The following is a 13085-nucleotide window of genomic DNA, read 5'->3' as shown; positions in this document are numbered from 1 at the left end:
CTTTACACCAAACCATTATTATGTTATCCCAATCAATGCAGGAGGCCTTAAACAGGCAGGTTCTTATGGAAGCGCAATCTTCGCAGGCTTATCTTGCCATGGCAAGCTGGGCCGATATACAACCGGGCCTGAAAGGCGTAACACAGTTTTTCTTTAAACACAGCGACGAAGAGCGTATGCACATGCTTAAACTAATCACTTATATAAATGAGCGTGGCGGTTTTGCCGTAGTGCCGGCTTTGGAACAACCCACTTTAACTTTTGTTTCTTTAAAAAAAGCATTTGAAGAACTTTTTAAACATGAAGTAAAGGTGAGTGAAAGCATAAATGAACTGGTGGATATGAGTTTGAAGGAAAAAGATTATGCCACTCATAATTTTCTGCAGTGGTATGTAAATGAACAGCTGGAAGAAGAAAGACTTGCGAGGGAATGTAATGATAAGCTTGAATTAATCGGTGATGATAAAAGCGGCCTCTATCTTTTTGACAGGGATATTATGAACATGGGCGGTGAAGGTCATGGCAATAAAAAACATTGATTTATTCATTTATATATTTTTAGCCGGCCGCAGTATTTCATGGCATCACGGTTGTGTCACTCCCTTGTACAGGTGTATTTCATGGCATCAAAGTTTCAGCTTTATTTCCCAGAAAAAACTGGTTTTCTTTTTTCAAGAAAAGCGGCCGCTCCTTCTTTCGCGTCAGCCGTATCAAAGCACTCTCCGAATTTTTTCATTTCAAAATCATAACCCTGCTGTGTGTGATCAAAGTTATTAATGCATTCAATAACCCTCGCAATAGCAAGCGGCGCTTTTGTATTAATTACACCTGATATCTTTTTCACTTCATTCAATAACTCTGCAGGCGCAACAATTTTATTTACTATTCCATATTGCTGTGCCTCTTCCGCAGAGATTATTTCGCCCGTCATCATTAACTGCATTGCCCGGTTTTTGCCAACCAGTTGTGTAAGCCTTTGCGTGCCACCATAACCGGGAATAAGCCCCAGGTTTACTTCGGGCTGGCCAAACTTTGCATTACTGCTTGCTATAATAAAATGACAGGCCAATGCCAGTTCGCAACCGCCGCCCAATGCAAAACCATTTACGGCGGCAATAATCGGCTTGGGGCAGGTTTCAATTTTATCAAACACCGTTTGCTGCCCTTTTCTTGCCAGTGCTTCGCCGGCTGCGCCATCAAGTTTAAGAAACTCGCTTATATCAGCACCGGCTACAAAAGCCTTTTCGCCGGCGCCTGTAATAATGGCTGATTTTATTTGATCGTTTTTATATACTTCGTCAATAGCAACACTTAATTCTTCTATCACCGTCCTGTTCAATGCATTCAGTTTATCAGGCCGGTTGATGATGATCGTGTAAACAGTATCATCTAAAGATGTTTGTAATGTTTGATAACTCATTTTCTATAATTTAAAAACTTCTGTTTTCTTTCACCCAATCCTTAATATAAACCGCTATTTCGTGTGTGTTGGCGCCCGGCGCAAACAATTTGCCAACGCCCATTTCATGCAGCGCCTTCATATCATCATCAGGAATAATGCCGCCGCCGGTTACCAGTACATCATTCATCTCTTTTTCTTTCATCAGCTTTATGATTTTTGGAAAAACCGTCATATGTGCACCGCTTAAAATGCTTATGCCTATTGCATCAACATCTTCCTGCAACGCAGTGTTTACAACCATCTCCGGCGTTTGGCGCAGGCCCGTATAAATAACTTCCATGCCTGCATCCCGCAGTGCAGTTGCTATAACTTTTGCACCGCGGTCGTGGCCATCTAACCCAACTTTGGCCACCAGCACACGTACCGGCCTATTTAATGTTTCATTCATGCAATCCCTTTATAATTCATCAATAGATAATGCAATTTACGATTGAATTGCATTGATAATTTCTTTGCTTAGCGGATCAATGCCCGGTTCAAAATAATGCGTAAGCATGCCTTCTTCATTAATAAGATATTTGGTGAAGTTCCAAACCGGTGGTTTATTCAGCCAGCCATTTTCATGTTCATTACTCAGCCATTCAAATATTTTATTTTGGCCTGGCTTTTTTATAACGACGGACTTTTTAGCCAGGGGGAATGTTACGCCGTAATTTACTTTGCAGAACTGAGCAATGGCTTCATCATTGCCTTTTCCCTGCTCATTAAAATCATTTGCCGGAAAGCCGATGATTGTTACATTGTATTGTTTGTATAATTTTTCGAGGTTCTTATATTGGTTGGTATATCCGCAATCGGAAGCGGTATTTACAATCATCAGTTTTTTTCCTTTAAAAGAGAAAAGATTTTCTGTTTTGCCATTATTTAATTCAACACGGAGGTTATAGATGGATGTGGCAGGTTGAGCATGTTGCTTATTAAAATAAATGACCTTGTTTGAATTCCTTTTCATAATAAGCGGGTACAAAATCTTCATTATTTTTTGCCGTATGGTCATTCCAAAAATTTTGATGAAAATACTGCGGGTTATCTTAATGAAGAATTATTATGCATATTAAGCAAATCAACTTTCTTCATTAAAATTTGTTTGTCAGACTGGGTTTTAGCCAATTGAATGGCATTGTCAAAATTTAATCTCGCCTTGGTATTATCGATACCTGTATATAATTCTCCAAGCAAAGCGTAATAATATTGATTACCGGTTAACTGCAGTTTTTCTGCTTCTTTAATGGCCCTTCCTTTTCCATGCACTTTTGAAAGCGCGTATGTGCGGTTTAATGCGGCAACCGGTGAATATTCAAGCTGCAGCAGGCGATTATACATTTGTAAGATGTTATCCCATTTTTCCGCAGAATCTTTTTTAATCGTATGCCAGTATGCAATATTGGCTTCAATGTGATACTTTGAAATCGTATCTCCTGTTGACGCTTTGTGGAGGTAATATATTCCCTTGGCTATAAGTTCCCGGTTCCATAAACTTTCATCCTGGTCGTAGTATAAAACTATTTCACCGTTTTCATTCTTCCTGGCTGCAAACCGCGATGCCTGCAGGCACATTAAGGCCAGCAGCGCATTCACAGGCGGCAGGTTGGTTTGTTCATTATCCGCAAGTAAATAAGTTAACCGCATTGCTTCCTGGCAAAGGTCTTCGCGAAGCACAATATTTTTGCTTTCAGAATAATATCCTTCATTAAATAAAAGGTATAAAGTGAGAAGCACATTATGTAAGCGCTTATATATTTCCTGCTGTGATGGAAAAGCTATCATTACATTTTCCTGTTTCAGCTTTTCTTTGGCACGTAATAATCTTTTGCTGATCGTTTCTTTATTACTAAGAAATGCGTTGGCAATTTCTTCTATTCCAAAGCCGCAAAGTATGCGCAGCGCCAGGCCTATCTGCGATTCAGCGGGTATTAAAGGATGGCATATGGCAAACATCATTTGCAACTGGCTGTCGGTAATATTTTTTTCTGAAAGGTCTATTTCAATTGTTTCAATGTCGTCAATATTATTTTTTAACTGTGGTTGAATTTTGCCGGTAAAAATTTTATTGCGGGCGATATGATTCTTCGCCTTGTTTTTAGCAACCATATAAAGCCAGGCAACTGGATTGGGGGGAATGCCTTTATAAGTCCAGGTTTCAAGCGCCGATAAAAAAGTTTCGCTTGCAATGTCTTCTGCCGTTTCAATATGTTCAATGCCGAAAAGTTTACATAAAACAGCGGTGATCTTTGCAAATTCTGTTCTGAATAAATGCGGTATTAATTGCTGGCTTTCCATAAGAACTTCCGTAACATTTCCTGTTACGGAAGTAGTGAATTTAAATTGTTAATGCATACCATCATTCCTGGCTATTCTTCTTACTTCCATAGTATTGCCCGGACCCTGTAAAACCGGTGAACCTTTCGCAAATTCAACGGCTTCTTCAATTGACTCCGCCTTTACAATAAGATAACCACCCAGTGTTTCTTTAATATCGCCAAAGGGCCCGTTGGTTACAACATTATTATGATGCACCACTTTGGCATCATCAAAAATAAGCCCGTTACCGGCTACAAATTTATTCTGGGCGGCGATGCTTCCAATCCAGTCCATTGTTTGTTTCATCCAGATTTGTATTTGTTCAGGCGATGCTACTTTTTTACCATCTTCATGCCTGAAGATTAACATGTATTCATCCATAAAATAAATTTTTTGTTCTTCTTCATAAAAGAACACGTTATAGAAATTTGTTTGATAACTATATAACAAATGCGATTTTAAAAAATGGACAAGCTTTGTAAAATATTTTATGGTTCCGCCAATACCATGAATAAAAGCATTGAAAAAAATTCTGTATTAATCGTCATAACCTGTTCAAAAAAATATATCATATTTAAACCCACATTTGAATTTAGTTTTACAGTTATAAATTTATCACATGCCCCATACTTTTTCAGTAAAAGGAAATTATGTAAATATCAAAAGTAAAACCATAAACGAAGCGGCAATATTTGTTGAAGACAGCAAGATTGTTTCTGTTGAAATTTATGGAAATGAAAATAAAACGCTGCCTTACATTCTCCCGGGCTTTATTGACAGTCATGTGCATGTTGAAAGCAGCATGCTTGTGCCTTCAGAGTTTGCGAGGCTGGCAGTGGTGCATGGTACGGTAGCCACCGTAAGCGACCCGCATGAAATTGCCAATGTATGCGGCATAAAAGGTGTTGAATTTATGATTGCCAATGGGAGAGAAGTAAATTTTAAATTCAATTTTGGCGCGCCGAGTTGTGTGCCTGCAACCATTTTTGAAACGGCCGGTGCTGCATTAAACAGCCAGGAAGTGAAAATGCTATTGGAGAAGCCGGAAGTAAAATATTTGAGCGAGATGATGAACTTTCCCGGTGTATTAACGGGTGATGATGAAGTGATGAAAAAGATTGCGGCTGCTAAAAAACTAAATAAACCTGTTGACGGCCATGCGCCGGGTTTACGCGGTGAAGATGCTAAAAAATATATTGAGGCCGGTATATCAACAGATCATGAATGTTTTACAAAAGAAGAAGCGCTGGATAAATTGAAATATGGGATGAAGATCATTATACGCGAAGGCAGTGCCGCTAAAAATTTTGAAGCATTAATTGATTTGCTGAATGATTATCCAAACGATATAATGTTTTGCAGCGACGACAAACATCCTGATAGCCTGGCAGAAGGGCATATTAATAAATTATGCGAAGGGGCCGTTGCAAAAGGTATTGATACTTTTAAGGTATTGCAGGCGGCCTGCATCAATCCTGTTGAACATTATAAACTGGATGTTGGTTTATTGAATGAAGATGATGAGGCTGATTTTATTCTTGTAAAAGACCTTATATCATTTCATGTAATTCAAACTTATATTAACGGCGAACTGGTTGCAGCAGGCGGGCATACAAAACTCCGGTCGGTTCCCGTTAAACCCATCAATAATTTTTCTATTGATAAAATAAGTGAAAACGATCTGAAAATTGCAGCGGGCGAATTTAGTTTAACTGATGATAAAATTCCTGTGATAGTAGCATTGGACGGGCAGCTTATCACCAATAAATTATTGATGAAACCAATGCAGGTAAACAACGAGCTGGTAAGCGATGTTGAAAATGATATTTTAAAAATAGTTGTGGTTAACCGCTACAGCAAAGCGCCCGTTGCAAAAGCTTTTATTAAAAATATGGGTTTGAAAAGCGGAGCCATTGCTTCTTCCGTTGCACACGACAGCCATAATATTGTTGCTGTTGGCTGCGATGATAAATCATTAACAAAGGTAATTAACTTAATTATTGAAGCAAAAGGCGGTGTAAGCTGTGTGGATAATGCAGGTAATGAAAAAATAGTTGCGTTGCCGGTTGCAGGTTTAATGAGCGCAGATGATGGCTATAAAGTTGCGGCCGCTTATACTGAAATTGATAAAATGGCGAAGACAATGGGTTCGAATTTATCGGCACCATTTATGACTTTAAGCTTCATGGCATTGCTGGTAATTCCGCATATAAAACTTAGTGATAAAGGTTTATTTAACGGCGATAGTTTTTCATTCTTTTGATGAAGAAATGGCATCGCTTAAAGTGTCTGCACTCATAACAGATAAAGCCAGGCTGTCTGTGCCTTTGGGCAAACGGTAGCGTATTTTAAAATTTTTTGTTGCACCCGGCTTAAGTATAGATGGAATAACATCTTCATGCTCTTCTACGCGAATGCCGTTTTTATAACAAAGCATTTTAAGGCGCGTATTTTTATAAGCGGCAACAGAAGCCATATTTACAAGCTTTCCTTTAATTACCGTGTTCCCAAAAAGATTCCGCTTATCATCCGACGATAAATGAATGAATTGTTCCGGATGTTCACTTTCACGCTGGGCAAGGCTTATCTTATTTTCCGCATAGGTTTTGGAATCAAATCTCTCCTTGCAGGAAAGCATGGCCAGCATACTTACTGCTACAATCAAATACTTCATATAATGCGTTTAGGTATTAACGATGTAAAGTTTGGCTTTATTACAGCATCAGGCTTCCTGCCCCATCCAAACAGCGCCGCCTATGCTGTTTCTTGATGCGCCTGTAACCGAAGCCAGTACCGTATTTTCTTCGCGCCATCTTAATATGCCAAGCAATGCCATAATTAAAGCTTCCTTATACTGTACAATATTATTTTCTGCAACAATCGCTTCAATGCTTAAAGATGCTAAATTTTCCTTTATTTTTTGAATAAGAAATTTGTTAAAAGCGCCACCACCGGTAATAAGCAGTTTATAAGGCTGCGCCGGCTCATTTAAAATTAATGCTGAAGCAGATTGTTTCAACTGGTAAACAATATGTTCTGCATAAGTAAATAATGCATCGGCTGTATTTATATCGAAAGATTTGATGATCGGAAATATTGTATCCGTTCCAAAATTATTGGAGAGCGACTTAGGCGCGGATTGCTGATAATAATCTAATGTATTCAGTTTTTCGAAAAGCGCCGTATTTAAGTTGCCTGATGAAGCCATGTTCCCATCTTCATCAAATTCTTTACCGGCTTCCTGCGCCAGCATGTTTAATACACGGTTGGCAGGGCATATATCAAAAGCAATAAAATTATTTTGCTGCTTAAAAGAAAGATTGGCAATACCGCCTATATTCAGATAAAAATCATAATCGGGAAACAACAGTTTTTCACCCATGGGAACGATAGGTGCACCCTGCCCGCCCAAAGCCACATCTATAATTCTTAAATCACTTACCACATTAATGCCTGTTAATGCCGCCAGTGTTGCGCCACAACCCAATTGCGTTGTTACGCCATTCAAAGGATCATGAAAAACCGTGTGCCCATGCGAGGCAATTAACTGAACGCGGTGATGCAAATTATTTTCTTCAATAAACCTGTTTACACAATCCGCAAGGTATTTGCCATAAGCCGCATGCAATAAACAATAATCATAGGCACTGCTTGTTTTTGCATTGGTAAGTTTTTCTTTCCATTCCGCGTTGTATGCATAACAATCTGCTGCAAGTATGTTATAACTCCATGTGCCGCGGTTTTCTTCCAGTTCAGTGAAAACAATATCAAGCCCGTCCAAGGAAGATCCGCTCATTAAACCAATAACCCTGTATATCATTATAATTAATTTCTGAAGCCCGCAAGTTATCTGAATTATTTTTTGATTGGAATATTACGTGCTTCAAATAATCGGTGCAGGCTTCCAATTAACCATGAACTGTTGGCCGCTTACGAAAGTGGCTCCGGTTTGGGTGCGCCACCCGCAGGTTTGGATTTATCTTCAGGCAATGGTATAAACTCATGGTTATCTGTTGGCGGCAATATGATGCGCCCCTGCTTCCAGTCTTCTTTTGCCTGTTCAATCCGTTCTTTTCTTGAGGATACAAAATTCCACCAGATGTATCTTTCTCCCAGCGGTTCACCGCCAAGCAGCATTAATGTTGAATGTTCTTTTGCAAGCAGAGTAGGATCTGCGCCTTTGGTAAATACAAGCATCTGGCCTGCCTTATATGTTTGCCCGTTGATTTCTATGCTGCCATGAGCAATATAAATGCCGCGTTCAGCATGTTCTTTTGGTAAAGCAAATTTCGTATTGGCTTCAATCACTGCATGCAAATAAAACAACGGCGAATGGGTTTTCACATCGTTACGCAACCCATAGGCATTGCCGGCAATGAGCCGCATCCATATGCCTTTACCGGTATAAATTGGTAAAGCATCGGGTTTATAATTATTAAAGGCCGGCGCCGATTCTTCATCCTTTTCCGGAAGTGCTACCCAGGTTTGTATCATTTCGAGCTGGCCACCAGCAAGGGTTGCGGGGTCTTCAAACCGTTCTGAGTGAGCAATGCCGCGGCCTGCCGTCATCCAGTTTACTTCGCCGGGTTTTATTACCTGTTCCACGCCCAGGCTGTCGCGGTGCGTAACCTGCCCGCCAAAAAGATAACTCACAGTTGATAAACCTATATGCGGATGCGGCAATACATCGAGTGAAGATATTTGCTCAGGCGCCTGCAAAACCGGCCCTGCATGATCCATGAAAATAAATGGGCCCACCATGCGGCGCAGGCGGAAAGGCAAGATGCGTTTTACCTGCATTGACGGGCTTATGGCCGCATTACGTGCTTCGATAACAATGTCCAGCATAATAATGTTTATGTAAAGCTATGCCGTTTTTAACGGGCTGGCCAAAAGGCCAGCCTATTATCTTTTTTGAAAGACTTTTAAAATCAAATTGTCAGCTATAACTATTGTATTATCAACCGTATTGTTTCGTTCAGCTTATTGCCTTTGATAACTACATTATATATGCCTGCTGCTGGTTTGCCTGCGAATGGAATGGCATAATTACCATTCTTTTGAACCTGTATATTTTTCGATAAGATCAATCTTCCGTTTATGTCTGTTACTTCTGTCGTTATGTGTGTGCCATTATAATTATTCAATGCAATAAAAGCATTGCCATTGGATGGGTTGGGATACACTTTTACAGTGGGCGTTTCAATGTTTAAGGTTACAACCTTTATATCAGAAATTTTACTGCTGCCATCTTTATTTACCTGTATAAGCTGGTAATAGTTATTGCCGTTAACAGGCTGTAAGTCGTACGTATTGTAAGATTGCGCTTCTAAAGAATTGCCCCTGCTTTCTACAGTAGCCACATTGCGCCAGCCCGTTTTACCATTGGTGCTATGTTGAATTATAAAATGGTCATTTCCTGTTTCTGTTGCCATCTTCCAGTTTAATAACACTTTTGTATTGTTTTCCGGTTTTGCATCAAACATGTCCATTTTTGCAACAGGCGAACCATCCGTAAAAGGTGATAGGCTTTTTAGGTCGGCACGCTGAAACGTAGGCCAGTAAACGGTTTTGTCGTCCAGCATTTGGCCGATATCACCAATATTGCAATAAGAAAAAGTATAGGTGCCGTTATTTTCCGTTTCCTCGTGAATCAATGCGAAATAGCTCATGATATCAGCCTGCTCTTCAATTTGCCCCACAATACTTCTGTTTATCCAGGGCCCAATGGGTGATTGTGCATATTCCACTTCTATCTTATTGCTTAAAGGCGTCATGAATAAGGCTACATAATGATTGGGCCCCATGCGCACCACTGAATACAAATTCACATCTGCAATTTCTTTACTATTCTGATAATCGTAACTCCAGCCTGTGTCGGTTAAAAACTGCCACGGCGTTGTTGCGGAAAACTGGCCTGTGGGAAACCTTGCTACAACCGCATGCGATTCATACTGGTTTATTTCGCGGGCTGCATACGCATAGGTGTATCCATCATCTGCCTTGCATAAAGTATTATACTGAAGTGTGCCGATCCAGGGCATCCATTCTATGCTGTGCAGCGTAAGGCCAGGCAAAGAAAACACAGCCACGGCTTCGCGATCGCCATACATTAAAGGATCGCCTTCATTAGGTTGTACCACATCCGGCAGCAGCACTTTCAGCGAATCATTTTCCACGATCATATCCCTTGGCCAGAAAAAGTCATCATGGCCAACGGGGTTTGGCGGCTCCATAATGGCTTTGGGATCTTCAACCGTTCCGCCAATCAGCGTGTGCAAAATACCATTTGGCTTATCTGCCGTTTGCAATACGAGCGTATTGCGGAGTAACCGGTTTGTGCTCATTGAGTTGGTGGTAGTATCGTTATAACCATACCATCCGTCCGAGAAAGTCCACACAGTTCTTCCATCGGGTAATGGTTCGGATATTTGCCCGTCTGCACTCAGCCATGCATATTCATTTTCGGGCCGGTTATTTTGCCACATATAATTCATGGCCACATCAATTTCATTATTGTTTTCATCTAATATTTCAACCTTATCAATATTATATTCTGTAGTTGATAAAAATACAAAACCAAGTGCAGCCTTTGTATCTGCTGCTTTAAATGCAAATTGAAATTCTTCCCAGCCTGTATATAACTTATAATCGTATTGCAGCAGTTTATGTGGCCCTTTTATAATCAACGTCATTTTCGCCGATCGTGCTTTTGCTTTTGCCCAAAAGCGTACCATATATACTCTGTCTTTTTTGAAAGCCATCATATCGTGCTGTAACCCTACATCCGGTGCAGTGCCGCGGCTGGTGACATTTACCTGTAAAGATTTAAGCCCGTCTTTATACAAAGAATCTATAACAGAAGCCGAAGCAACAACACCGGCGTTCTTTTTAAATTGCCAGTTTTGCATATTCTTTTCAAAGCTTCCATTGGTTAATAATTTTGCTTTTGAATTGATGTTTGCAGCAGCCTTTATTGAAGGCAGTGCCATCGGATAATCAAGGTTAGGAATCCTAAAATAATACGTTGTTCCTGCTGTTATATTTTCTGTAGGTTGAATACTGTATTCATACTCCGTTACAGTATTGTTATCCATTGACTGGTTAAGCTCATTCGTTCGGGCCAATAGTTTTCCCGGTATGAATGTATTGCCGGTGCTGCTTAATTGTTGCGTGGTTGCAGCGAGATCGGTGACGATCGTATTAGCCAGCGTTATTTTAAATGGATTATTGTTGTCAAAATTGGTGAGGTAGCGCCAGGGGCCGTTAGGCGAAGAAGCCACCTGCAGGTTGGCATTAAAACTTTTGTTTTCGCCGGTGGTGTTTTGCAACCGGATACGCAAACGCAGAATGCTGTCAATTGAATTAATGGTGATTGACTGGTTTTCAGCAGCCTTCCACGTGGCAGAAGATTGAGAACCGTTATTATTACGCCATCGCCAGTTGCCTTGCGAAATAAAAGCAAAAGATGATGTGCTGAATGCAATACACAGGAAGATGAGCAGTGTACATTTTTTCATGCTTTTTTTAAATTTATGTGGAGAATTATTTAATTCATAAGATTAGCTGCCTGTTAGAAAAGCGGTCAACATATTGCATAATATATATTTTTCTTCCAGGGCCAGATATGGCAATCACTGCAAATGTTTTTCAATAGTACATTCACAACCCCGTAACCGCTATTGTTTTATAAACAAATGCAACAAATATTTTAAAAGGATGGCACTGAGGTAACAGCTCTTTTGCAGGACTATATGATATTTATTACCGGACAAGCTATTTTGCGCAATTACATTTACTGCTGATGAACAAACAAAGTATTTACGATTTTGCAGCAATTATTGTTGCCTCATTGCTTGTTTTTATCTCAATATGCCGGGTTAATTTTTATACTGGATGGATTGCTTTTATGCCGCTGTTTATGTGCGTGATAAATGCATCTTCCAAAAAATGCTTCAGGTCAGGATTGGTTTTTGGTGCAGCCTTTTCATGCTTTGCCTATTTCTGGATGATAGCCGGCGCACAGCGGTTTACGGGTTATAATTTTTTATATGGCACAGGCGTAATGTTGCTATGTACAGTATTTGTTGCATTTTACTGGGGTTGCTTATTGTTTTGTTACTCACTGCTGCAGAGGCCATTAAGGAATATTGCGGATGTTTTACTTAACAGTATAATAATGGCTGCTGTTTTTTGTTTGTTTGAATTTTTATTATCATTTATTGCAGAGGGTTTTCCATGGTTTGGTTTTTATGCGGGCAGTTCGCTGATTGGGAATTTGTATGCCATTCAGCCGGCGGCCTTATTTGGCAATGCTGCTTTGTCTTTCATAATAATCGTTACTAATTATTTGTTTGCTGGTTTTATTATCAAAAAACAATGGTTGCAGTTAATTATACCTGCTGCAATTATGGCTGCTTATATGCTTTGCGGTTATTGGATATATTCAGAGTTCAATTTAAATATTGATAAAAAACATCCTGTAGAAATTGCTTTAATCAACGAAAATATTTTGCCTGATATTAAGTGGGATGATAAAAATGGCGATGTGCTTGTTCAACGCCTGCTTCAGCTTGATGAAGAAGCTGCTGCACAATATCCCGGTATTATACTATGGTCTGAATCTGCTATTCCATGGACGTACAGGAAAGACGATGATCTTGTAAATGAAATATTGAAAATATCAGGTCCTTCAAATGCTACGCACATACTGGGAATTAATACAGCGGTAAAAGATAATATTGTGAATAATTCCGCTTATTGCATTCGGCCGGATGGTACTGTTGCCGGACGGTATGATAAGCAATCATTATTGTCGTTCATTGAGGCTCCATTGTTCAATATAAGCCTACCTTTTTTTTCAAGTAAAGGGTTTATTGTAAATACAAACAATGCTCATAATCTTCCTTTGCCAACAGCCTGCGGTAAAGCCGGCATGCTCATTTGTAATGAATCGTCCGGCGCAAAAGCAGCCATGTTTGCAGTAAATAATGATGCGCAGTTTTTATGCAACATAAGCAACGATGGATGGTTTAATAACACTTATATTGTGCGCAATCATTTTTACAAGGCAAGGTTAAGGGCTGTGGAAACAAGAAAGGATATGGCGGTTAATTCAGACAATGGCTATTCGGGGTTTATAAGCGCCAACGGCGTTATCATCAACCAGAGAAGGGATACAGACCCGTTTGTAATGAAGGAAACGGTTTACAGGAACGATTATAAAAGTCTTGCTGTAAAATATCCATATTTGTTTATTTCAGCTTGTGCCATATTTGTACTGACTGTTACCATATTTACAATTTTTAAAAAGAACAATTAA

12 protein-coding genes are annotated in these 13085 nt (G+C 39.7%); 3 read left to right on the top strand and 9 right to left on the bottom strand.

Features of this window, described 5'->3' with window-relative positions; translation table 11 throughout:
- Positions 1 to 20 precede the first annotated feature (20 nt).
- On the top strand, positions 21 to 539 hold the full coding sequence (locus tag ACTHN6_RS05575; protein WP_440434736.1) for a ferritin: 519 nt from the start codon (positions 21 to 23) through the stop codon (positions 537 to 539).
- 101 nt (positions 540 to 640) lie between these two features.
- Here ACTHN6_RS05575 and ACTHN6_RS05570 read toward each other — a convergent pair whose 3' ends face one another.
- The 5 genes from ACTHN6_RS05570 to ACTHN6_RS05550 are packed head-to-tail and all read right to left on the bottom strand — an operon-like array spanning position 641 to position 4144.
- A complete protein-coding gene (locus ACTHN6_RS05570; RefSeq protein ID WP_440434735.1) occupies positions 641 to 1420 on the bottom strand; it encodes an enoyl-CoA hydratase/isomerase family protein in 780 nt (259 codons plus the stop codon).
- Positions 1421 to 1430: 10 nt separating this feature from the next.
- A complete protein-coding gene (locus tag ACTHN6_RS05565) occupies positions 1431 to 1850 on the bottom strand; it encodes a cobalamin B12-binding domain-containing protein (RefSeq protein ID WP_440434734.1) in 420 nt (139 codons plus the stop codon).
- Between the two features lie 36 nt (positions 1851 to 1886).
- Positions 1887 to 2459, bottom strand: a complete 573-nt coding sequence (locus ACTHN6_RS05560; protein WP_440434733.1) for a glutathione peroxidase — start codon at positions 2457 to 2459, stop codon at positions 1887 to 1889.
- 29 nt (positions 2460 to 2488) lie between these two features.
- The gene (locus tag ACTHN6_RS05555) at positions 2489 to 3742 is read right to left on the bottom strand and encodes an RNA polymerase sigma factor (RefSeq protein ID WP_440434732.1); all 1254 of its coding nucleotides are present in this window, start codon (positions 3740 to 3742) and stop codon (positions 2489 to 2491) included.
- A gap of 48 nt (positions 3743 to 3790) precedes the next feature.
- Complete coding sequence (locus ACTHN6_RS05550) at positions 3791 to 4144, bottom strand: YciI family protein (RefSeq protein ID WP_440434731.1); 354 nt, start codon at positions 4142 to 4144, stop codon at positions 3791 to 3793.
- Positions 4145 to 4382: 238 nt separating this feature from the next.
- On the opposite strand from ACTHN6_RS05550, the gene ade reads away from it, so the two are divergent.
- Positions 4383 to 6026, top strand: a complete 1644-nt coding sequence (gene ade, locus ACTHN6_RS05545; protein ID WP_440434730.1) for an adenine deaminase — start codon at positions 4383 to 4385, stop codon at positions 6024 to 6026.
- Here ade and ACTHN6_RS05540 read toward each other — a convergent pair.
- The 4 genes from ACTHN6_RS05540 to ACTHN6_RS05525 all read right to left on the bottom strand — a co-directional run bounded on the left by ACTHN6_RS05540 (position 6015) and on the right by ACTHN6_RS05525 (position 11283).
- Positions 6015 to 6437, bottom strand: coding sequence for a hypothetical protein (locus ACTHN6_RS05540; protein WP_440434729.1), 423 nt, complete (start codon positions 6435 to 6437; stop codon positions 6015 to 6017). The genes ade and ACTHN6_RS05540 overlap by 12 nt on opposite strands.
- Positions 6438 to 6485: 48 nt before the next feature.
- Positions 6486 to 7583, bottom strand: coding sequence for an anhydro-N-acetylmuramic acid kinase (locus ACTHN6_RS05535; RefSeq protein WP_440434728.1), 1098 nt, complete (start codon positions 7581 to 7583; stop codon positions 6486 to 6488).
- 110 nt (positions 7584 to 7693) lie between these two features.
- Complete coding sequence (locus tag ACTHN6_RS05530) at positions 7694 to 8611, bottom strand: pirin family protein (protein WP_440434727.1); 918 nt, start codon at positions 8609 to 8611, stop codon at positions 7694 to 7696.
- 101 nt (positions 8612 to 8712) lie between these two features.
- Entirely contained in the window at positions 8713 to 11283 is a 2571-nt protein-coding gene (locus tag ACTHN6_RS05525) for a carbohydrate binding domain-containing protein (RefSeq protein ID WP_440434726.1), read from the bottom strand.
- Between the two features lie 284 nt (positions 11284 to 11567).
- On the opposite strand from ACTHN6_RS05525, the gene lnt reads away from it, so the two are divergent.
- Positions 11568 to 13085 carry an apolipoprotein N-acyltransferase gene (gene lnt, locus ACTHN6_RS05520; RefSeq protein ID WP_440434725.1) on the top strand — a complete coding sequence of 506 codons (1518 nt, stop codon included), beginning with the start codon at positions 11568 to 11570 and terminating at the stop codon, positions 13083 to 13085.

It is taken from the genome of Parafilimonas sp. (assembly GCF_051953455.1).
GTDB lineage: Bacteria > Bacteroidota > Bacteroidia > Chitinophagales > Chitinophagaceae > Parafilimonas.
This window is presented reverse-complemented; position numbering and strand designations above follow the sequence as displayed.

What these genes read in the sequence shown, in the direction of transcription:
- ACTHN6_RS05575 (WP_440434736.1), top strand. Translation starts at nt 21, where the DNA reads ATGTTATCCCAATCAATGCAGGAGGCCTTAAACAGGCAGGTTCTTATG.
- ACTHN6_RS05555 (WP_440434732.1), bottom strand. Translation starts at nt 3,742, where the DNA reads ATGGAAAGCCAGCAATTAATACCGCATTTATTCAGAACAGAATTTGCA.
- ACTHN6_RS05540 (WP_440434729.1), bottom strand. Translation starts at nt 6,437, where the DNA reads ATGAAGTATTTGATTGTAGCAGTAAGTATGCTGGCCATGCTTTCCTGC.
- ACTHN6_RS05550 (WP_440434731.1), bottom strand. Translation starts at nt 4,144, where the DNA reads ATGGATGAATACATGTTAATCTTCAGGCATGAAGATGGTAAAAAAGTA.
- ade (WP_440434730.1), top strand. Translation starts at nt 4,383, where the DNA reads ATGCCCCATACTTTTTCAGTAAAAGGAAATTATGTAAATATCAAAAGT.
- ACTHN6_RS05530 (WP_440434727.1), bottom strand. Translation starts at nt 8,611, where the DNA reads ATGCTGGACATTGTTATCGAAGCACGTAATGCGGCCATAAGCCCGTCA.
- ACTHN6_RS05560 (WP_440434733.1), bottom strand. Translation starts at nt 2,459, where the DNA reads ATGACCATACGGCAAAAAATAATGAAGATTTTGTACCCGCTTATTATG.
- ACTHN6_RS05570 (WP_440434735.1), bottom strand. Translation starts at nt 1,420, where the DNA reads ATGAGTTATCAAACATTACAAACATCTTTAGATGATACTGTTTACACG.
- lnt (WP_440434725.1), top strand. Translation starts at nt 11,568, where the DNA reads ATGAACAAACAAAGTATTTACGATTTTGCAGCAATTATTGTTGCCTCA.
- ACTHN6_RS05565 (WP_440434734.1), bottom strand. Translation starts at nt 1,850, where the DNA reads ATGAATGAAACATTAAATAGGCCGGTACGTGTGCTGGTGGCCAAAGTT.
- ACTHN6_RS05525 (WP_440434726.1), bottom strand. Translation starts at nt 11,283, where the DNA reads ATGAAAAAATGTACACTGCTCATCTTCCTGTGTATTGCATTCAGCACA.
- ACTHN6_RS05535 (WP_440434728.1), bottom strand. Translation starts at nt 7,583, where the DNA reads ATGATATACAGGGTTATTGGTTTAATGAGCGGATCTTCCTTGGACGGG.